17 protein-coding genes are annotated in these 20,525 nt (G+C 67.8%); all 17 read right to left on the bottom strand.

Features of this window, described 5'->3' with window-relative positions:
• Positions 1-306: 306 nt before the first annotated feature.
• Complete coding sequence (locus tag AC3A4T_RS11075) at positions 307-1,062, bottom strand: HAD-IB family phosphatase (RefSeq protein ID WP_487675441.1); 756 nt, start codon at positions 1,060-1,062, stop codon at positions 307-309.
• The gene (trpC, locus tag AC3A4T_RS11070; protein ID WP_036104907.1) at positions 1,059-1,850 is read right to left on the bottom strand and encodes an indole-3-glycerol phosphate synthase TrpC; all 792 of its coding nucleotides are present in this window, start codon (positions 1,848-1,850) and stop codon (positions 1,059-1,061) included. The genes AC3A4T_RS11075 and trpC overlap by 4 nt, the downstream gene beginning before the upstream one ends.
• Positions 1,851-1,853: 3 nt before the next feature.
• Positions 1,854-3,665, bottom strand: coding sequence for a Mur ligase family protein (locus AC3A4T_RS11065; protein ID WP_487675440.1), 1,812 nt, complete (start codon positions 3,663-3,665; stop codon positions 1,854-1,856).
• A 31-nt stretch (positions 3,666-3,696) separates the two neighbouring features.
• Positions 3,697-6,486, bottom strand: a complete 2,790-nt coding sequence (gene cphA, locus AC3A4T_RS11060; RefSeq protein WP_487675439.1) for a cyanophycin synthetase — start codon at positions 6,484-6,486, stop codon at positions 3,697-3,699.
• A gap of 160 nt (positions 6,487-6,646) precedes the next feature.
• Positions 6,647-7,492 carry a cyanophycinase gene (locus tag AC3A4T_RS11055; protein WP_487675438.1) on the bottom strand — a complete coding sequence of 282 codons (846 nt, stop codon included), beginning with the start codon at positions 7,490-7,492 and terminating at the stop codon, positions 6,647-6,649.
• 142 nt (positions 7,493-7,634) lie between these two features.
• Entirely contained in the window at positions 7,635-8,825 is a 1,191-nt protein-coding gene (gene iadA, locus AC3A4T_RS11050) for a beta-aspartyl-peptidase (protein ID WP_487675437.1), read from the bottom strand.
• A gap of 7 nt (positions 8,826-8,832) precedes the next feature.
• Positions 8,833-9,228 (bottom strand): antibiotic biosynthesis monooxygenase family protein, encoded by a 396-nt coding sequence (locus AC3A4T_RS11045; RefSeq protein WP_487675436.1) that lies wholly within the window; start codon positions 9,226-9,228, stop codon positions 8,833-8,835.
• Positions 9,229-9,534: 306 nt separating this feature from the next.
• Positions 9,535-10,563 (bottom strand): anthranilate phosphoribosyltransferase, encoded by a 1,029-nt coding sequence (trpD, locus tag AC3A4T_RS11040; RefSeq protein ID WP_487675435.1) that lies wholly within the window; start codon positions 10,561-10,563, stop codon positions 9,535-9,537.
• 48 nt (positions 10,564-10,611) lie between these two features.
• Positions 10,612-11,193 carry an anthranilate synthase component II gene (locus tag AC3A4T_RS11035; RefSeq protein WP_487675434.1) on the bottom strand — a complete coding sequence of 194 codons (582 nt, stop codon included), beginning with the start codon at positions 11,191-11,193 and terminating at the stop codon, positions 10,612-10,614.
• 727 nt (positions 11,194-11,920) lie between these two features.
• Entirely contained in the window at positions 11,921-13,279 is a 1,359-nt protein-coding gene (locus tag AC3A4T_RS11030; protein ID WP_487675433.1) for a sensor histidine kinase, read from the bottom strand.
• 34 nt (positions 13,280-13,313) lie between these two features.
• Positions 13,314-13,988 (bottom strand): winged helix-turn-helix domain-containing protein, encoded by a 675-nt coding sequence (locus AC3A4T_RS11025; protein WP_056107011.1) that lies wholly within the window; start codon positions 13,986-13,988, stop codon positions 13,314-13,316.
• Between the two features lie 317 nt (positions 13,989-14,305).
• Complete coding sequence (locus tag AC3A4T_RS11020; RefSeq protein ID WP_487675432.1) at positions 14,306-14,497, bottom strand: hypothetical protein; 192 nt, start codon at positions 14,495-14,497, stop codon at positions 14,306-14,308.
• Between the two features lie 924 nt (positions 14,498-15,421).
• Entirely contained in the window at positions 15,422-16,912 is a 1,491-nt protein-coding gene (trpE, locus tag AC3A4T_RS11015; RefSeq protein ID WP_487675431.1) for an anthranilate synthase component I, read from the bottom strand.
• Positions 16,913-17,065: 153 nt separating this feature from the next.
• The gene (gene yegS / locus AC3A4T_RS11010) at positions 17,066-18,043 is read right to left on the bottom strand and encodes a lipid kinase YegS (RefSeq protein ID WP_487675430.1); all 978 of its coding nucleotides are present in this window, start codon (positions 18,041-18,043) and stop codon (positions 17,066-17,068) included.
• A 681-nt stretch (positions 18,044-18,724) separates the two neighbouring features.
• The gene (rraA, locus tag AC3A4T_RS11005; protein ID WP_487675429.1) at positions 18,725-19,198 is read right to left on the bottom strand and encodes a ribonuclease E activity regulator RraA; all 474 of its coding nucleotides are present in this window, start codon (positions 19,196-19,198) and stop codon (positions 18,725-18,727) included.
• A gap of 25 nt (positions 19,199-19,223) precedes the next feature.
• Positions 19,224-19,919, bottom strand: coding sequence for a ribulose-phosphate 3-epimerase (gene rpe / locus AC3A4T_RS11000; RefSeq protein ID WP_056106036.1), 696 nt, complete (start codon positions 19,917-19,919; stop codon positions 19,224-19,226).
• A gap of 144 nt (positions 19,920-20,063) precedes the next feature.
• Positions 20,064-20,396, bottom strand: a complete 333-nt coding sequence (locus AC3A4T_RS10995) for a J domain-containing protein (RefSeq protein WP_487675428.1) — start codon at positions 20,394-20,396, stop codon at positions 20,064-20,066.
• Between the last annotated feature and the right edge of the window lie 129 nt (positions 20,397-20,525).

Here is a 20,525-nt window from a genome sequence, read left to right as displayed (position 1 = left end):
CTACGGGCGGTCTGCGCTGGGTCGCGCTTCGGCTTCGTGTAGGAGCGGCGTAAGCCGCGACCGCGCCAATTCGACTATTGCGAACTCTGCCCGCAGAGCGGACGACGGGCGGTGCCGCGCTTGAACGAGGTGCATCGGCTGCCGATTGGCCGGGTCGCGGCTTGCGCCGCTCCTACAGGGGCTGCGGGCGGCCTGCGCTGGGGGCGGACGACGGCCAAATCACCTTGGCTTCGTGTAGGAGCGACGCGATCGGGCGATGGTGCTTGGTCTATCGGGTCGAGCGCCTGCCAGGGGCGATCGGGGCGATCAGGCCGACCCCACCGCATCCCCGCCCCGCCCCGGGCAGCCCCAGTTGAGGATCGGGGTGCCGGCCGGCAGCACGCGGCGGAACATCTCGACCCGCTTGCGCTTGGGATTGACCACCACCGGCTTGAGCGCGGCGTGCAGCAGCGGCAGGTCGGCGCTGCTGTCGGAATAGGCGATTTCGACCGGCGCGGTGAAACCGGCTTCGCGCAGCATCGTCATCTTCATGTACGAGTGGCAGTGGCGGCGGGCGCCGAGCGCGCCCAGGCGTGGGCCGACCAGGGTGCCGACCACCGGCACGTCCTCGTGGGCGACGAAGCTCAGGATCGCGCGCGCCAGTTCCGGCGGCGCGCCGGTCGCGATCACCACCCGGTCGCCCTGCTGGCGATGGTGATGCAGCACGTCCAGCGCGATCGGCAGCAGCCGCGCGCGGATCTGTTCGGTATGCAGGCTGACGTAGCGGTCGATCATCCTGTCGAGCGCGCCGGCGCGATGCACGCCGACCGTGCCGACCCAGACGAAGGCGGAAATGCCGACCCGGCGGGTCTTCAGCCACGCCACCATCGGCCCGGCCACCGGCGCGATCAGCAGCGCCAGCGCCATCCGCCACCACGAGCGCTTGATCAGCCAGGCGAACAGATGACTGCCCGAATCGCCGTCGTACAAGGTGTGGTCGAAGTCGAACACGATCAGCGGCGCATCGGCGCGCACCGCGCGGAACCGCGGCGCGGCGACTTCGGCCGGGCGGACCTCGCTCACGCCGCGAACAGGCGCTGCAGCGCCGCGCCCGGGTCGCGTTCGCGCATGAAGCTCTCGCCAACGAGGAAGGTTTCGATGCCGGCGCCGCGCATGCGGGCGACGTCGCCGGCCGTGGCGATGCCGCTCTCGGTCACCAGGGTGCGATCGCGCGGCACCGCCTCGCGCAGCGCGATCGAGGTATCCAGCGACACCTCGAAGGTGCGCAGGTTGCGGTTGTTGACCCCGATCAGCTCGCAGTCGGTCTGCAGCGCGCGTTCGAGTTCGTCGATGTCGTGGACCTCGACCAGCACGTCCATGCCCAGTTCCATCGCCAGCCCGGCCATCTCGATCATCGCGCCGTCTTCCAGCGCGGCGACGATCAGCAAGATCGCGTCGGCGCCGATCGTGCGCGCCTCGTAGATCTGGTACGGGTCGATGGTGAAATCCTTGCGCAGCACCGGCAGCGAGCAGGCTTCGCGCGCTTCGGCCAGGTAGGCGTTGCTGCCCTGGAAGAAATCCACGTCGGTCAGCACCGACAGGCAGGCCGCGCCGCCGGCCTGGTAGCTGCGCGCGATCTCGCCGGGCTTGAAGTCCGCGCGGATCAGGCCCTTGGACGGGCTGGCCTTCTTGACCTCGGCGATCACCGCCGCTTCGCCGGCGGCGTGCTTGCGCTTGATCGCGTCGACGAAACCGCGCGCGCGCGGCTGCGAGGCGGCGCGCGCGCGCAGGTCGGCCAGGGAGCGCACGCGGCTGCGTTGTTCGATTTCCTCGACCTTGCGGGCCAGGATCGTGCGCAAGACATCCGTCATCGGTTACTCCACTTCGCGGGTCGGTTCGCCTGCGAGCGGCAGGCCGGGGCGCCATTGTCCCAGTTGCAGCCGATCGAGCAAGGCAACGACGGCGTCGCGGGCGTCGGAATTGTGAATCGGCATCACCAGCACATCGCCGGGCGCGGCCCATTCCAGCAATTGCGCGGCGGCGCGGGCCTCGTCCAGACAGACCTGGATCGCCGCCTCGGGCACGCCGCGTTCGAGCAGTTCGCCGCGCAGGATCGCCGCGACCTCGCCCGGCGCGCGCCCGCGCAGGAAGCTTTCGATGTCCTTGAGCACCACCCGGTCCGGCCGGAACGAGGCCGCGACCGCGGCCAGCGCTCGGATGTCGGCGTCCTCGCGGTTGCCGGCCTGGCCCAGCACCAGGCCCAGCCGGCCGTGGCCGCGCGCGGCGACCTCGAGCAGGCCGCGCAGGCCGTCGGGGTTGTGGGCGTAGTCCAGGTAGACCTCGCTGTCGCCCAGGCGCCAGCGCTGCAGGCGGCCGGGGTTATCGCCGGGCTGCGAGCCGAAACTCGCCAGGACCTCGGCGATCTGCGCCGGGGCGACGCCCAGGCCGACCGCGGCCAGGGCCGCGCCGGCCAGATTGGCGACGTTGTAGCGGGCGCGGCCGGCGTAGCTCAGCGGCATGTCCGCGACCGCGCCGAGGTCGTGGCGCTGGCCGGCGTAGTTCAGTTGCAGACGGCCGGCCTGGTCGACGCCGCAGGTCGCGCCGCCGTCGGCGCGGTGCATCGCCAGCAGCGGGTGGCTGTCGTCCAGGGCGAACCAGCCGATCCGGCGTGACAGCGACGGGCCTTGTCGGGCCAGCAGGCTGTCGTCGGCGTTGAGCACCAGCAGGCCGTCGTCGCCCAGGGCGCGCGCGACGGTCAGCTTGACCTGGGCCAGGTCTTCCAGCGAATGGATGCCGTACTCGCCGAAATGGTCCGGGCTGATGTTGGTGACCAGGGCGACGCGCGCATCGCGCGGGGTCACGCCGCGGCGCAGGATGCCGCCGCGCGCGGTCTCCAGGATCGCGGCCTGCACGGTCGGCTGGCGCAACAGGGTGCGCGCGCCGACCGGGCCGGAGTAATCGCCGCTGTCGACCCGTTCGCGATCGACGAACAGACCATCGGTGCTGCTGTAGGCGGTCGACCAGCCGTGCCGGCGCGCCATCGCCGCGAGCAGGCGCACGCTGGTGGTCTTGCCGTTGGAACCGGTGACCACCGCGGTCGGGATCGCGTGCAACTGCGGCCACGGCACCTCCGACGGCGGCGGCAGCGCGTCGATCGGCCAGACCCGGCTGCCGATGCCTTCGCCAATCGACAACGCATCGTCGTCGCTGTGCGCCGGCAGGCCGCGTGCGTGGGCCTGTTCGAGCAACTCGATCAGGGCCGGATTCGCCTCGGCGCCGGCCAGCGCGCGCAGGGTGCCGAGCGCGCTGGCGCGATCCCAATACGCGGCATGGCCGGGCGCATGCGGCGGCAACACGTCCTGGGTGATCGGCCCGGCCGCGGCGATCCAGGCCCATTCGGCGACTTCGGTGGCGGCGTACAACTGATCGATCGGCGCGACGAAGGCCAGCGAGGCGCCGCTGGCATGCACGCGCACCACGATCGGACCTTCCGGCCAATCCAGCGCATCGCGCGCGTCGGCGATGGTGCGTCGCCAACCCGCCAGCGCAGCGGCGTCCAGACGCGCGTCGCCGCGCGTCTCCAGCGCGGCGCCGGGGCCGTCGAAGTACAGGTTGCTGCCGGTCAGCCGGCGCGAGTCCTCGAACGCGAACGCGTACTCGGGCGGCGGCGCGGCGGTGGCCTGCACGGATGGTTCTTGCTCAGGTATGGACACGTATTCAGTCGCTCTCTTCGCGTTCGAAGCGCAAGCCGCGTTCGTCGCGCACAACGCCTTCCATCGCCGCGAACGCGGCTTCGTCCAGCGCCGGTTCCAGCGGCGGCAGTTCAGCGCGCTGCGCCACCGCGGCGACCACGCCCTCGGGCTGGAAGTGGATGATCTGCTTCCACGAACGCGCCAGCGCATCGGCGAACACCAGTATCAGATCGCCGGCCTGGCCCATGCGCAGCGCGGCGTCGACCGCCTGCTGCTCGTCGGGAATGATCGAAATCGAGGTTTCCGCCACGCCGAGCGCGAGCAGTTTCTTGGCAATGATCCGCGGCACTTCGTCGCCGTCGCGGCCGCGCAGCGAATCGTCGCGGCGGCAGATGTAGTGATCGAAGCGGCCGGCGACCGCTTCGGCGATCGCGTGCAGGTCTTCGTCGCGGCGATCGCCGGGACCGGCCAGGACCACGATGCGCCGGCCCGGCACGTCCAGGCGCTGGGCCAGGTCCGACATCACGCTGACCGCGTGGGCGTTGTGGCCGTAGTCCATCACCACCTTGAACGGATGTTCGTTGTAGACGTTCATCCGGCCCGGGGCCTGGAAGAAGGTCGTGTCGAACGTGCGCAGGCCGTGGCGGATCGCGTCGAGCTTGATCCCCAGCGAGAACGCCATCGCCGCGGCGACCATCGCGTTCTGCACGTTGTGCAGCGCGCGGCCTTCCATCGTCGCCGGGATCAGGTGCGTCCACAGCAGCGGGATATGGCTGCCCTTGTCGTACAAGGTGATCATGTGGCCGTTGATGCCGGCCTCGAGCGCGCAGGCGCGGCCGCCGGCGCGGATGTGCTCGCGCACCAGCGCGTGCGAGGGGTTCATGGTGACGTAGCAGATCACCTTGGCGTCGGTGTAGGCCGACATCTTCAACACGTGCGGATCATCGGCGTTGAGCACCGCGCAATCGGTGGCCACTTCGACCACCACCCGCTTGATCTCGGCGAGTTGTTCGAGCGTGTCGATGCCCTTCAGGCCGAGGTGATCGGACTGGATGTTGAGGACCGCGCCGACGTTGACCTCGGACACGCCCATGCCGGCGCGCAGCAGGCCGCCGCGCGCGGTTTCCAGCACCGCCATGTCGACGTGCGGGTCCGACAGCACCATGCGCGCCGACACCGGGCCGGTCATATCGCCTTCGACCGTGCGCTGGCCGTCGATGTAGACGCCGTCGGTGGTGGTCAGGCCCGGGGTGTAGCCGCCCATCTTGGTGATGTGGGCGAGCATGCGCGCGGTGGTGGTCTTGCCGTTGGTGCCGGTGATCGCGGCGATCGGCACCCGGGTCGGCGCGCCGGGCGCGAACAGCATGTCGATGACTGGACCTGCGGCATCGCGCGGCGTGCCTTCGCTCGGCGCGACGTGCATGCGGAAGCCGGGCGCGGCGTTGATCTCGCAGATGCCACCGCCGATGTTCTTGTAGCTCTCGGCGATGTTGGGCGAAATGAAATCCACGCCGCCCACGTCCAGGCCGATCGCGAGCACCGCGCGCACCGCCATGTCGCGGTTGTCGGGATGGATGATGTCGGTGACGTCGGTCGCGGTGCCGCCGGTGGACAGGTTGGCGGTGGAGCGCAGGTAGACGATTTCGCCGGGCTTCGGGATCGACGCGGCGGTGTACCCAACCCGTTCCATCATCAATTCGGCCTGCGAATCCAGCTCCAGGCGGGTGAGTACCTTCTCGTGGCCGACGCCGCGGCGCGGGTCCTGATTCACCAGTTCGACCAGTTCGGCGATGCTGCGCAAACCGTCGCCGACCACATGGCCGGGCGTGCGCTTGGTCGCGGCGATCAGTTCGCCGTTGATGACCAGCAGACGATGATCGTCGCCGCCGACGAAGGTCTCGACGATCACCGAACGCGAATGCTCGCGCGCGGCCTCGAAACCGGCGCGCACGTCTTCGTCGCTGGAAATGTCGATGGTGATGCCGCGGCCGTGGTTGCCGTTGTACGGCTTGGTCACGACCGAACCGCCGAGTTTCTTCGCCGCGCGGATCGCGCCGCTGGAATCGCTGACCAACTCCTGCCGCGGCACCGGCAAGCCGAGCGAGGCGAGGATCTTGTTGGTCTCTTCCTTATCGCTGGCCAATTCGACCGCGATATGCGAAGTCCGCCCCGTCACCGTGGCCTGGATGCGCTGCTGATACTTGCCATGGCCGAACTGGATCAGCGACTGGGTATTGAGCCGCAACCACGGAATATTACGTTCCTCGGCCGCGCGCACCAGCGAAGCGGTCGACGGCCCGAGCGCGCGGCGCTGCGCGTAGCGGATGAAGCCGTCGCGCGCGCTTTCCCATTCGAAGTCCGCCGGCACGCTGCCGGCCGGACGAATCTCCTCGGGCAGCAGCGAACACAACAGCTTGATGCCGAGTTCGCCCGCGGCGATGCCTTCTTCGCGCTGCGCGTACTCGTACACCACCGAGTACACGCCGGGGCGGTCGTCGCTGACGCTGCGGGTCTTGCCGAAGGTGACGTTCTCGCCGGCGACGTTCTGCAGTTCGATCGCGACGTGTTCGAGCACGTGGCCCAGCCAAGTGCCTTCGTCCTCGCGCATGCGGCGAACGAAACCGCCGGGTTCGCGGTAGGAGCAGCCGTGTTCGGCCAGTCCGGGCAAGGCTTCGACCAGTCCGTCGATGAAGGCCGATCCGAGACGCGCGGTCGGCCAGGCTTCCAGTGCCTGCAGGTCCAGCTCCAGGCGTATGACCGGAAAGTGCGCATACAACGAAGGGCCGACATAAACGGAGCGATCGAGAATGCGCATGCAGAACCTCAGTTCATGGTGATTTGGGTCGAGTGGGTTTAAGTCGCGGAAATTCGAATGGATGGATTGGAGCGGAACAGATTTAGCCGGACGGATGTAAGCGCAACGTATGCAAGACCGTCGGACTCAAGCGACATGCGCTCAAGTCACGCCGATTGCATCATCCCGACTTCGATACGGCCAGCGAACCCGCCGATGCCTTGCGGGTATTGAGATTGAACGTAGCGCCTTTGGTCAGGATGTGCACGCCCAAGCCGAGCAAACAGACCGGTTCGTCCTCGCCGACCATGTGCATGGACGAGAACTGCAGGCCGTCGGCGTCGACCACGGTGACCGAGCCGCTGCCTTCGACCTCGATGGTGTTGTCCGGGCCGATGAAGGCCGCGGTGTCCTCGTCCAGGCCGATGCCGATCGCGAACGGGTTGTAGGCCAGCGCCGCGACCAGGCGACCGAGACGGTCGCGCTGGCGGAAATGCTGGTCGATCACCACCCGATTGGTCAGGCCCAGGCCCGGCGCCAGCCGCACGCTGTCGGCGCGCGGCGAGGAGCCTTCGGTGCCGAACGCGATCATGTGCTCACTGAGAATGCTCGCGCCCGCGCTGGTGCCGCCGACGGCCACGCCGCGTGCGTTTTGGGCGCGGATCGCCTGCGCAATCGGCGTGCCACCGAGCATGGTGGAGATGCGCAACTGATTACCGCCAGTGAAGAAAATGCCACTGGCCTGTTCGATCCGCTGGATCCGGTTGGGCTCGAAACAATCGCGGCGGGTATCGAAATCCATCGATTCGACCCGGCTGGCGCCGAGGTCGGTGAACAGTTTTTCGTAACGGTCGCCGGTGTCGGGCATGCGGCTGGCGGTGGGAATCACCACGATGTCGGCGCCGTCGCCGCCGCACAGATCCAGGAACCGCTGCAGAATCTTCGCTCCGTGTTCCTTGTCTTCCGCACCACCTATCGGAACGATCCAGCCCCGCTCTTCACCGTCGGGGATTCTGCTTGGCGACATCCGTACGTACTCACTCTTGGTCGGGCTGGCCGCGCGCGCGGCGCAGCGAAAGCGGCTGGCCGCTGCGTGGGGCCGGCGGCGAACAATGATTCAGCGGTGGGCCGGGCCGATTCGACCGGGAGCGGTCGCGAACGGATCGGTATCAGGTCTCAAAATTACCACGCCGCAGCACCGCGCCGTCGCGCAGATGCGCGCGGCCGGCGATGAACACATCGTGCGCGGCGCCGTTTTCGTCCAGCGCGACCAGGTCGGCGTCGGCGCCGGCGGCGATCAGGCCCTTGCCGGGCAGGCGCAGCAGACGGGCCGGATTGAGGGTGAAGGCCGGCAGCGCGCGTTCCAGTTCGACCCCGCGCGCCAGCACCGCGTTCAGGCATTCGAGCAAGGCGCCCGACTCGCCCACGCCCATGCCGCACATCCGCCCGTGCTCGTCGAAACAGGCCAGGCAGCCGCCGGCATCGGAACTGACGCTGACACGTTCGGCCGGCGCGCCGCTGTCGAGGTACTGGATCAGCGCGTCCTGCGCGGTCCAGGCGTCCTCGCCGTCTTCGACCGGGAAGGCGGTCAGGTCGATATGGCAACCGCGCCGCGCCAGCTCGAGGGCTTCGGCGAACAAGGCCTTGCGCCGGTTGACGTGGGTCGGGTTGAACACCCGCGCCGGCAGTTCGCTGCTATCGAGCGCCTGGCGCACCAGTTCCAGCCCGCGCGGTCCATCGCCCAGGTGCAGGTGGACGATGCCGGCCTTGCCAGTCATCAGGCCGGCGACATGCGCCTCGGACGCGAGCTTGAGCAGTTCGTCCAGGGTCGGCTGGCTGGAGCGGTGGTCGCTGATCGCGACCTCGCCCACGCCGATCAGCGGTTCGATGAACACCACGTCGCCGCGCACGCTGCCGGTCAGGGTGGTCGGCGGCAGGTGGTAGCCACCGCTGTAGCCCCAGGCGTTGAGGCCTTCCTCGCGCAGGGCGTAGATATTGGCGACCAGCTCGCGGGTGCCGCGCGCGAGATCGTCGGTGCCGAGCAGGCCGACCACGCTGGTCACGCCAGCGCGGGTGTAGCGCGACAGCATCGGCGCCGGCACACGGGTGCGGAACCCCGCTTCGCCGCCACCGCCGGTGACGTGGACGTGGCCGTCGATCAGGCCCGGGATCAGCCGCCGGCCCTGCAGGTCGATGGTCTCGACCGGCAGCGAGGACGGCAGTTGCGGCGGGTCGATGCCCATCCACAGGATCTTGCCGCCGCCGAGCAGCAGGTTCTGCCGGCCGAGCGCCTGCGGCGCGTAGACCTCGGCGTTGAGGATCAGGCGCAGCGCGGGTTCGTCGGTCGGGCCTGCGGACATCGTCGGATCACTCATGGCGGCGGCCGGGTTCGGCATCACGGGATTGTGCCGTGTCGACGTGAGCGCCGTCGCGGCGCCAGCCATAGGCGCGTTCGACCCGGGTGACGCGCAATTCGAACTGCGCGTACCACTCCTTGCGGCCGCGCTCGCGGATCGCGGTGTGTTCGAGGTTGCGCTTCCAGGCCAGGATCGAGGCTTCGTCGGCCCAGTAGCTCACGGTGATTCCGAAGCCATCAATGCCGCGGGTCGACTCCACGCCCAGGTAACCGGGCTGCTGCGCGGCCAGTTCGACCATGCGCTGCGCGGCTTCGCCGTAGGCGGCGTCGCCGTCTTGCGTGCGCTGGGAGCTGAAGATCACCGCGTAGTACGGGGGCTTGGGGAGGGTGGCGAAGCTGGCTGGCATGGCTGGCTCGGGGTTGTGGCGGTTGGGGCAGGCAGTTAGGAGCTGAAACGCTAAAAGCTAAAAGCGAATCCCCCCTGCCCCCCTTTTACAAAGGGGGAAAAAGCATGGGCGTCGGCGAAAACTGGGCGTTGTGATGCAGGTTCGCTGCGCTCTGAGTCGCAGCCGCACTCTGAGTCGCACATACAACAAGCCGCACCTCCCGATCGCTTCGCCTGCATTCCCCCCTTTGCAAAAGGGGGGTTAGGGGGGATTCGCTTTTGCTTTGCTTTTGCTTTGCTTTGGCTTCAAGCCACAACCCAACCACCATCACCCCGCCGCCAACCGCCGCGTCAACGCAACGAACTCACCCAGCTTCGCCCGCGCCGCACCGGACGCCAACGCCCCGCGCGCGCGCTCGATGCCCTCGGCAATGCTCTCGACCACGCCCGCCGCATACAGCGCCGCGCCCGAATTCAAAGCCACGATCTCACGCGGCAAACCTTCGTGATTCTCCAGCGCCTGCAGCAACAGCAGCTTCGACTCATCGGCATCGTTGACCCGCAGATTGCGGCTGGCCGCCATCGCGATGCCGAAATCCTCCGGATGCACTTCGTACTCGCGCACCACGCCGTCGCGCAATTCGCCGACCAGCGAACCGGCGCCGAGCGAGAGCTCGTCCATGCCGTCGCGGCCCCACACCACCAGCGCGCGCTGCGCGCCGAGTTCCTGCAGCACGCGCACCTGGATGCCGACCAGGTCGGGATGGAACACGCCCATCAGGATGCTCGGCGCATCGGCCGGATTGGTCAGCGGGCCGAGAATATTGAACAAGGTGCGCACGCCCATCTCGCGCCGTACCGGCGCGACCACCTTCATCGCCGGGTGATGCACCGGCGCGAACATGAAGCCGATCCCGGCCTGTTCGATGCACTGGCCGACCTGCTCGGGTTGCAGTTCGATCGCCGCGCCCAGCGCTTCGAGCACATCGGCGCTGCCGGACTTCGACGACACGCTGCGATTGCCGTGCTTGGCGACCTTGGCCCCCGCCGCGGCGACCACGAACATGCTCGCGGTGGAGATGTTGAAGGTATGCGCGCCGTCGCCGCCGGTGCCGACGATATCGACCAGATGGGTGCGATCGGCGACGTGCACCGGCCGCGCGAATTCGCGCAGCACCGTCGCCGCGCCGGCGATCTCGCCGATGGTTTCCTTCTTGACCCGCAAGCCGGTGAGGATCGCCGCGGTCATGGTCGGCGAAACTTCGCCGCGCATGATCGTGCGCATCAACTCGACCATTTCGTCGTGAAAGATTTCGCGGTGTTCGATGGTGCGTTGCAGGGCTTCTTGGGGAGTCATGGGCCTACTCGGGATTCGGGATTGGGGATCTGGGATTCGCCAAAGCCGTCAACGCTGCAGGAAATTGCGCAGCAAGGCGTGCCCGTGTTCGGTCTTGATCGACTCGGGATGAAACTGCACGCCCTCGACCGGATGCTCGCGATGGCGCAGGCCCATGATCTCTTCGAAACGGCCGTCCTCGTACTCGGTCCAGGCGGTGATTTCCAGGCTCTCGGGCAGGCTGTCGCGCGACACCACCAGCGAGTGATAGCGCGTGGCCTCGTACGCATCCGGCAAGCCGGCGAACACGCCGCGGCCTTCGTGGCGGATGTGCGAAGTCTTGCCGTGCATGATGTGCTTGGCGCGGATCACGTCGCCGCCGTAGGCCTGGCCCAGGCTCTGATGGCCGAGGCAGACGCCGAAGATCGGCGTGTTCGGGCCGAGCCGGCGGATCACCTCGAGCGATACGCCGGCATTGTCCGGCGTGCTCGGGCCGGGCGAAATCACGATGCGCTCGGGCGCGAGTTTTTCGATCTCGTCCACCGACAACTCGTCGTTGCGGATCACCCGGACCTCGGCGCCCAACGACTGCAGGTACTGCACGATGTTGTAGGTAAAGCTGTCGTAGTTGTCGATCATCAAAACGGACATGACGCGCCTCGAATGCGGGTGGTGCGTGGAGTGCGTGGACGACGCACGTCGCCGGGTGGTCCCGGTATCGTGCCTGCGAAGGATTGCGCCGGTTGCGACGCTGCCGTGGCGCGGCGAACCGGCCCCTGCCCTCGCCTGTCGGACGCAGCCGCCAGCCCGCCATTATCGCGGTTGCGAACGGGCCGGGGCAGTGACTGGGGGCGGGAATTGCCGGGATGGGCCGATAGACCCGAATCGGGCGAGGCCGGATCAGAAGACGCAGACTCTGATGGAACCAGATCCGGCCGGAGCGGTACGGTTGCAATCGGATCGGGCGCTCCCGCTAAGGGGCAGCGCCGGCGGCGCTCAGCGGCCGCGGGGGTGGAACGATCGGGCGGGGTCACGCAGGGATTCCTCGGAAGACGACGGCACGCAGACGGAGGCGGCACGCCACCATCGCCAGCCCTGGCCGGCCTTCGGGGAATTGTGCGGGATCGCGCGGAGCTTCATGGCCCTACTGTAACTGCTGGATCGGGGTTTGTGCGACCGCGAGCGCGGTGGTGACTGCCCCTCGCCTCAACGACCGGCGCCGTCCCGTCTCCCGCTGTAGGAGCGGCGTGAGCCGCGACCGCGCCAATGCAATGAAGACGCCATTCCGAAACTTGCGCGGCAGTTGCATTGGCGCGGTCGCGGCTCACGCCGCTCCTACATCCGGAATCACACGCCTGCAACGACACGTCCGAGCGGCTCAATCCTCCGTAGCCCCCAACGTCACCCTCACCCGCAACCCAGGATGGTTGTCGAGCAAGGCGATATGCCCGCCATGCCGGTGCAGGATCGCCCGCACCAGACTCATGCCCAGCCCGGTACCCGGCGAACCGCGATGGGTTTCCAGGCGCTGAAACCGATCGAACACCCGCGCCCGGTCCTCGGCCGGAATGCCCGGGCCGCGATCGTCGACCTGCAGCACGATCACCTGCCGCTCGCGCTGCAGACCCAACCGCACCTCAGTATCGGCCGGCGCGTACTTGACCGCGTTGTCGAGCAGATTGACCAGCATCTGGAACAACTGATCGGCGTCGCCGCGCACCCGCGCGCCGCCCGGCGAAGGCAGCTCGGTGGTCAGGGCGATGCCGCGTTCGGCGGCGATCGGCGTGTACAACTCGGCTGCATCGCGGACCAAGTCGGCCAGGTCCAGCTCGGGTTCGTCGTGCACCGGCGGCTGCGCCTCGATCCGCGCCAACCGCAGCAGCGCGCCGAACGAATGCAGCAGTTGATCGGTCTCGCCGATCGCCGCGTCCAGGCGCGCGCCGGCGTCGACGTCCTGCTCGCGCTGGCGCGCTTCCTCCAGCCGATTGCGCAGCCGGGTCAGCGGCGTGCGCAGGTCGTGGGCGATGTGATCGGTGGCGTGACGCACGCCGCCGAGCAATTCCTCGATCCGGTCGAGCATGGCATTGAAGCGGCGCGCGAGCCGGTCGAACGCGTCGTCGCTGCCGTCCAGGCGCGCGCGCAGGCCCAGTTCGCCGCCGCCGACACGTTCGGCGGTGTTGTCCAGATGACGCAGCCGGCGCGAGACCCAACGCGAGGTCATCCAGCCGATCAACGCGCCCAGGCTGGCCGCGACCAGTAACGCCGCCAACGCCGTGCGCAGCATCAGGCCGAGAAAGCGGTCCTGGCTGCGGGTTCGGGTGCCGGTCAACAAGGTGGTGCCGTCGGGCAGGCGCAGCAGTTGCGCGACCACGCGCAGATCGCCGTCGCTGCCGTGTTCGGTGAATTCGATCCAGTGCGCGCCGTGGCGATGGCTCGGCACCGGCGTGTTGCCGGCGACCACGCGGCCGTCGGGCGCGGTCAACGCGTACACCGCGTCAGGATCGTCGTCGGAGGCGATGCGATCGCGCAGCTCGGCCAGCAGCGCGGCGCCGCCGTCGTCCTGGTACATCTCGACCAGCCCGGCCGCGTCGACCTTGACCAGTTCGCGCGCGTCTTGGATCAGCATCGCCGACACCGCGTAATGCACGCCGATGCCGAGCAACACGAACGCGAACAAAAACGATGCGGTGACCGCCAACGCCAGACGCGCGCTGGTCGAGCGCGGCATCAGGCGCATGCGTGGCGCTCGCCTGCGTTGATGCGCGCGCGGCTCATGCGCCCAACCGGTAACCGGCGCCGCGCACGGTGTGCAGCAACGGCCGCGGATAGCCCTGGTCGATCTTCTGCCGCAGGCGGCTGATGTGCACGTCGATGACGTTGGTCTGCGGATCGAAGTGATAGTCCCAGACCGCTTCGAGCAGCATGGTCCGGGTGACCACGCGTTCGGCCTGGCGCATCAGGTATTCGAGCAGGCGGAATTCGCGCGGTTGCAGTTCGATGCGCTTGTCGCCGCGGCGCGCTTCGCGGCTGAGCAGGTCGAGTTCGAGATCGGCCACGCGCAGACGGGTCGGTTCGCTGCCGCCGGCGCTGCCGCGACGCAGGATGCTGTCCAGGCGCGCGCTCAGTTCGGCGTAGGCGAACGGTTTGACCAGGTAATCGTCGGCGCCGGCGCGCAGGCCTTCGACCCGATGGTCGACTTCGCCCAGCGCGGTCAGCAGCAGCACCGGGGTGCGATTGCCGGCGCCGCGCAAGGTCTGCAGCAGCACCAGGCCGTCGAGCGCGGGCAGCATGCGGTCGAGCACGATCGCGTCGAAGCTTTCGGTGGTGGCCAGGAACAGCCCGTCGCGGCCGTTGTCGGCGTGATCGACGGTGTGGCCGTCTTCGCGCAGGCCCTTGGCGATGAAGTTGGCGGTGTGGGGATCGTCTTCGACGAGCAGGACGCGCATGCCGACTCCGCGATCGCGACGGTGCATGAGGGAAAGGACGCCGACAGGATACCGCGCTGGCCGGGAACCACGGCGATGGCCGCTGCCGGGCCGCGGCGGTCGTGGCGCCGGGGGAAAATCGCCCGCCGGACGGACCGGCGGGACCAGCCGAACCCACTGGCGGAAGCGGAACATACCAACGAAAGCACGGGATCACACGAACGTTCGACCGTCGTCGCGGTCGCTTCAATAAAGACACCCCGCCGGCTCGCGCCGGCGGGGTGTCGGGGACCCACGCCGACGATGCGTGGGGCTCGGGGGAGCAGGCTCGCGAAGGATCAGTTCGAGGCAGGCGCCGCCGCTTCGGCGGCCGGAGCAGCCTTGGCCGACTTCTTGGCCTTGTGATGCTTGTACTTTACGGTCTTGGCGGTCGGCGCGGCGGTGCCGGCGGTGCTCGCCGGCGCGGCGGCGAACGCGGAACCGGCGAACGCGGTCAGGGCGACGGCAATCAGGGCGTTGCGGACGTTCATGTGAGGCTCCAGGGGATTCGGGGGGAGGTTTGTCCGGTGGGGGTGGGCCCCATCGCGAAGCCAGATTGCGCCCCGGCGCTTCGCCTCGAGCTTTCCGCTGGATGAACTATTTTTAATGTGGTGGTTTCAATGTGGCGCGGCCTGGGATCGCATTCGAGCGATCGCTGCGACTTCAGACCGATGTCACAGCTTCATGGGCGCGGTCGCGGCTTGCGCCGCTCCTGCAATCGCCATCCAATTCTCGACGCGACTCACGGTCGCCCCCTGTAGGAGCGGCGCAAGCCGCGACCGCGAATTGCCGATAACCGGCGCGACAGGACGTGAGCGATCGTCGCGACATCCAACCAACGCCGTAATCGCAATGACGTGGTCGCGGCTCACGCCGCTCCTACGGTCGCCGTCCCAACATCCTTCGTAACTCACAACACGCCCTTGTAGGAGCTGCGTGAGCTGCGACCGCGAACTGCCGATAACGGCGCAACAAGACGTGAGCGATCATCGCGACGTCCAAACCAACACCGTAATCGCGATTGCGTGGTCGCGGCTCACGCCGCTCCTACGGTCGCCGTCCCAACATCCTTCGTAACTCACAACGCGCCCTTGTAGGAGCTGCGTGAGCTGCGACCGCGAATTACCGATAACCGGCGCGACATGACGTGAGCGATCATCGCGACATCCAAACAACGCCGTAATCGCAATGGCGTGGTCGCGGCTCACGCCGCTCCTACAGTCGCCGTCCCAACATCCTCGTAACTCACAATGCGCCCTTTTAGGAGCTGCGTGAGCTGCGACCGCGAATTGCCGATAACCGGCGCGACATGACGTGAGCGATCGTCGCGACGTCCAAACCAACGCCGTAATCGCGATGGCGCGGTCGCGGCTTGCGCCGCTCCTACAATCGGTATCGGCAATCCGTCGCGGCGCTTACAACCCCCGCGCCGCCTCGGCCACCGCGCGGAACAAGGCGCGGCCCTTGTTCATCGTCTCTTCCCACTCTTTCTGAGGGTCAGAGTCGTAGACGATACCGGCGCCGGCCTGCACGTGCAGGCGGCCGTCCTGGATCACCGCGGTGCGGATCGCGATCGCGGTGTCGGCGTCGCCATGCCAGCCGATGTAGCCGACCGCGCCGGAGTACACATTGCGCTTGACCGGTTCGAATTCGCGGATGACTTCCAGCGCGCGGATCTTCGGCGCGCCGCTGACGGTGCCGGCCGGAAACGTCGCGCGCAACACGTCGGCGTAGCTCATGTCCGGCTTCAACTGGCCGGTGACTTCGCTGACGATGTGCATGACGTGGCTGTAGCGCTCGATGCCGAACTGCTCGCCGACTTCGACCGTGCCCGGCAACGACACGCGGCCGACATCGTTGCGACCCAGATCGATCAGCATCAAGTGCTCGGCGCGTTCCTTCGGATCGGCCAGCAGTTCGATTTCCAGCGCGTTGTCTTCCTCGACCGTCTTGCCGCGCGGGCGAGTGCCGGCGATCGGGCGCACGGTGACTTCGCCGTCCTGCAGACGCACCAGGATTTCCGGCGAGGAGCCGACCACCTGGGTACCGCCGACATCGAGGAAATACATGTACGGCGATGGGTTCAACGCACGCAGCGCGCGGTACACGTCGACGGGGCGCGCCTTGAACGGCACGCTGAGCCGCTGCGACAGAACCACCTGGAAAATATCGCCGGCGCGGATAAGTTCCTTGGCTTTCTCGACCGCGTCGATGAAGCCGTCGCGGGTGAAGCCGGACACGAAATCGCCTTCGTCCAGACCGGCCGGATCCAGAGTTTCCGGATAGCCGGCGCCGCCGATGCGCAGCCGATGAACCAGCTGATCGAGCCGGCGATTGGCGCGCGCGAACGCCTGCGGCTCGCGCGGATCGGCATGCACGATCAGGTACAACCGGCCCTTGAGGTTGTCGAACACCGCCAGCTCTTCGCTCTGCATCAGCAGGATGTCGGGCGTGCCCAGTTCGTCGGGCTTGTAGCTGCCGTCGGGCTGCGGACCGGCCAGACGCGGCTCGATGTACTGGATGCATTCGAAGCCGAACCAGCCCACCAGGCCGCCGGCGAAACCCGGCAGGCCGTCGATCTTGGGCACGCGGTATTCGGTGCGCAGGCGCTCGACTTCGGCGAAGGGATCTTCGACCTGGCGGCTGTCGACCAGCTCGCCGTGTTCGGACACGAACAGGGTGTGGCCGGCGAACGCGTACACGCGCTGCGCGGGCAGGCCGATGATCGAGTAACGGCCGAAGCGTTCGCCGCCCTCGACCGATTCGAACAGATAGGTGTGCGGGCCGTCGGCGAGCTTGAGATAGACCGACAGCGGCGTGTCGAGGTCGGACAGCACCTCGCGCACGACGGGAATACGGGTGTAGCCGTTAGCGGCCTGTTGCTGGAAGAGTTCGTGCGAGATCACGCGGCGGTTCCTTCATGGACGAGTGGGCAGGAGCGAGGATGGCTTGCAGCCACCATCGCCAACCCACGTCGGCGCAAAAGGAATGCGGGTTCGCCCAGGCTTTCATGGCGCTCACTGTAACTGCTTCGCCGACCGTGCGCGACGGTCCGGCGCCTACCTGTCGGCCTCGGTCGCGAGCGCGCCCGGCAAGGCCTGCACCGCCGTCGCCGACAGCAGCGGGCAGTCCGCCGGCAAGTGCATGCGCAGCCGCGCCGGCACGCAGTCGATGCGGAAGTGATGCGCGTGGACCGGTTCGCCGTCGAGGTTGAGGGTCAGCCCTTGCGGCGAATCGATTTCGACGTATTTCAGTTGCGCGCGCGCGGCGACGCGGTCGAGCGCGGCGTGCTTGCCTTCGGTCAGCAGGGTGCGCACGGTCGCGCCGACTTCGCCCGACAACTCCGGGACCACGGTCACGTCGAGCAGGCCGTCGTCGATCAACGCATCCGGACACAAGGCCTGGCCACCGCCGGCCTGCTTGCCGTTGCCGATGCCCAGGGCGATGAAGTCGCCTTCCCACTCGAAGCCGTCGCCGTGCAGGCGCGCGCGCATCGGCTCGATCTTGCCGAGCTTGGAAATGCCGGTGACCAGGTACGCCAGTCCGCCCAACATCTTCTTCAGACCCGCATCGGTCTCGATCGTCACCTGAGTGCCGAACCCGCCGCTGGCCAGATTGGCGGCCCAGTGCAGCCCGTCGGGCGCTTCCAGCCGGATCAGGTCGATCGGCCGCGGCGCCTGCCGGTCGATCAGATCCAGCGCCTGGGCCGGATCGTTCGGGATCAGCGCGGCGCTGGCGAAATCGTTGGCGGTGCCGAGCGGGACCAGCCCCAGCGACGGCAGCACGTCGGCCGATTCGTCGCGATGCGCGAGCGTGGTCGCCACTTCGCTCAGGGTGCCGTCGCCGCCGCCGGCGATGATCGTGGCGACGCCGTCTGCGATCGCCTCGGACACGTAGCGTTCGGCGTCGCCGCTTTCCCAGGTGACCCGCACATCGAGGACGATGCCGCGGTCGCGCATGGCGACGACGGCGTCGCGCAGGGCATCGTCGCCGGCGGACTTGCCGTTGAGGATCAATCGCCAGCGGGGTTTGGGCATGGGGTCGGGGGTCCGTGGAGGAGTCGCGAGGCTAGCAGTGCCGCGCGCAGGGCAAGTGAATTGCGGATACCGCGAAGTGTGTCACACACCTGTCATCGTTCATCCGGAATATAAGAGGCCATATCAGGGACGACGGGCGGAGGCTGGATTGCCTCCAAATATTCCAGACGCGGGCCGAAAGGCCTGCGTTTTTTATTGGGGTGGCGCCGGCTCGGCGGGCCCATGCACGCTGGCCGTGCTCTCAGCTCACGTTTGGCGATGAAATCGTCGGCGCCGGCTCCAAGCCGCAACTCCGCTTGGCCCGTCACCCGTTACCCCTCGTCCATCGCTCTGTCTCTGGCTTCAACCTAAGCCTTCGCCCTAAGCATCAAGTCGCGCAGTTCATCCAGCGCTGCGAGGCTCGTGACTTCTCAGCGCTGGATGAACTGCGCGGCTTCAAGCGCAAGCCGAAGCTACATGGCATTCCTGTAGGAGCGGCGCGAGCCGCGACCGCGGGAATGCAGCTACGACGCAGCTTGCGACGTCGGCGTAATGGCGCGGTCGCGGCTTGCGCCGCTCCTACAGGGAGAGAACGCACCATGGCGGAGCAATTGTCACTACGGCTTACGCAAAATCATCGCGGCATGCACGCCTCGGTGCACCGCAGCTAACCCACGTATGTGGCGACATAAAACGTCGGCCTCAACGCAAAACACCATCCGCCAACACCACCCCATCCGCATCCGCGCACAACCACTCGCCCGGTCGGATCAGCAATCCGCCGAATTGAACCGGCACATCGCGCAACCCCTGTCCTAACTTGTCGGTCTTGCGCGGACACGTTCCCAGCGCTTTGACCCCGAGCGCCATCGCCCCGATCGCCGCGCTGTCGCGGATCGCGCCGAACACCACCACCCCGGCCCAGCCGTTATCGAGCGCCTTGGCCGCGAGCAGATCGCCGAGCATCGAACGACGCATCGAACCGCCGCCGTCGATCACCAGCACCCGGCCGTGGCCGGGCTCGGCAACCGCATCGCGTACCAGCGAGTTGTCTTCGTAGGCCTTGATCGTGCTGACGATGCCATCGAACGCGATGCGGCCGCCGTAATCGCGCAGCGGCAACTCGAGCACGCGCACCTGCGCGTCGTGGCGGTCGCACAGGTCGCAGGTGTTCATCATCGCGCTCTTATTCGGAATGGATTCAGCGCCGCGCGGCGGCGACCGCGTCCTTCATGCTCGCGATCACCTCGGCGTAGCCGTGCTGCTGCGCGCCGGGGGCGTTGAAGATCGCCGAGCCGGCGACGAAGGTGTCGGCGCCGGCCGCGGCGATTTCGCCGATGTTGTCGGTCTTGACCCCGCCGTCGATCTCCAGGCGGATCGCGCGGCCGCTGTTGTCGATGCGCTCGCGCACCTTGCGCAGTTTGTCGAGCGCCGACGGGATGAAGCTCTGGCCGCCGAAGCCGGGATTGACCGACATCAGCAGCACCAGGTCGAGGTCTTCGAGCACCCAGTCGAGCACTTCGATCGGCGTGGCCGGGTTCAGCACCAGGCCGGCGCCGCAGCCGTGCGACTTGATCAGTTGGATGGTGCGGTGAACGTGCTGGCTGGCTTCGGGATGGAAGCTGATCGTGCTCGCGCCGGCCTTGGCGAAGTCCGGGACGATGCGGTCGACCGGGTCGACCATCAGATGCACGTCGATCGGCGCGGTCACGCCGTGCTTGCGCAGCGCTTCGCAGACCAGCGGGCCGATGGTCAGGTTCGGCACGTAGTGGTTGTCCATGACGTCAAAATGGACCCAGTCGGCGCCGGCCTTGAGCACGTTGTCGACCTCTTCGCCGAGCTTGGCGAAATTGGCCGAAAGGATCGAAGGGGCGATGACGGTGGATTGCGTGGTCATGGGCGGTGCCGGCGGGAGATGTGGGTATTGTCGCCTTGCCGCGAGGATCAGGCAAAAACGAGTTCAGAGGAGTGAGGAGTGAGTAAGAGCGCCAGCGACACCGCCTTTACTCACTCCTCACTCCTCTGAACTCGTTTCTCGCCCTTAGCGTCGGCGCAGCGCCTTGATCCGGTCATAAGCCCGATTGATCTCGCGCGCCTTGAGTTCTGCCTGCTGGCGGACCTCCGGGGCGGCATTGGCGACCCGGTCGGGGTGGTATTGCGAGATCAGCCGCCGGTAGGCCTGTTCGACCTCGCTGTCGCTGGCGTCCGCGCTCAGGCCCAGCGCCAGGTAGGGGTTGTCGCCGCGCAGCTTGAACCAGTCGGTGTCGAAGGCGTGGCCGATCAGCAGGCCGACGATCGCGCCGAACAGGGGGTTGCCGCGCATCAGCGCGATCCCGGCCACGGCCCCCAGCAATTTGCCGTACCAGCGATTCATTCAGGCCCCTCGCGCCGTCCGGCCGGGCCCGCGAGGGCCGAAGCGTCGCAGTTTACCCGCCCGGACCTGCACGCGGCCGGCCAGCCGGCGTACACTGCCCGGCCCCGTCGCGCAGGCGCGCGAGCCGAA

The organism is Lysobacter sp. Soil_N_51, from assembly GCF_057655755.1.
The sequence above is the reverse complement of the archived record's forward strand: the minus strand, read 5'-3'. Positions and strand labels throughout refer to the sequence as shown.

Bases quoted from the DNA above. Each gene is read 5' to 3' on its own strand.
- AC3A4T_RS11025 (WP_056107011.1), bottom strand. From the start codon at position 13,988: ATGCGCGTCCTGCTCGTCGAAGACGATCCCCACACCGCCAACTTCATC.
- AC3A4T_RS11035 (WP_487675434.1), bottom strand. From the start codon at position 11,193: ATGTCCGTTTTGATGATCGACAACTACGACAGCTTTACCTACAACATC.
- cphA (WP_487675439.1), bottom strand. From the start codon at position 6,486: ATGCGCATTCTCGATCGCTCCGTTTATGTCGGCCCTTCGTTGTATGCG.
- trpC (WP_036104907.1), bottom strand. From the start codon at position 1,850: ATGACGGATGTCTTGCGCACGATCCTGGCCCGCAAGGTCGAGGAAATC.
- AC3A4T_RS10995 (WP_487675428.1), bottom strand. From the start codon at position 20,396: ATGAATCGCTGGTACGGCAAATTGCTGGGGGCCGTGGCCGGGATCGCG.
- AC3A4T_RS11045 (WP_487675436.1), bottom strand. From the start codon at position 9,228: ATGCCAGCCAGCTTCGCCACCCTCCCCAAGCCCCCGTACTACGCGGTG.
- AC3A4T_RS11020 (WP_487675432.1), bottom strand. From the start codon at position 14,497: ATGAACGTCCGCAACGCCCTGATTGCCGTCGCCCTGACCGCGTTCGCC.
- AC3A4T_RS11055 (WP_487675438.1), bottom strand. From the start codon at position 7,492: ATGTCGCCAAGCAGAATCCCCGACGGTGAAGAGCGGGGCTGGATCGTT.
- iadA (WP_487675437.1), bottom strand. From the start codon at position 8,825: ATGTCCGCAGGCCCGACCGACGAACCCGCGCTGCGCCTGATCCTCAAC.
- trpD (WP_487675435.1), bottom strand. From the start codon at position 10,563: ATGACTCCCCAAGAAGCCCTGCAACGCACCATCGAACACCGCGAAATC.
- rpe (WP_056106036.1), bottom strand. From the start codon at position 19,919: ATGACCACGCAATCCACCGTCATCGCCCCTTCGATCCTTTCGGCCAAT.
- rraA (WP_487675429.1), bottom strand. From the start codon at position 19,198: ATGAACACCTGCGACCTGTGCGACCGCCACGACGCGCAGGTGCGCGTG.
- AC3A4T_RS11030 (WP_487675433.1), bottom strand. From the start codon at position 13,279: ATGCGCCTGATGCCGCGCTCGACCAGCGCGCGTCTGGCGTTGGCGGTC.
- yegS (WP_487675430.1), bottom strand. From the start codon at position 18,043: ATGCCCAAACCCCGCTGGCGATTGATCCTCAACGGCAAGTCCGCCGGC.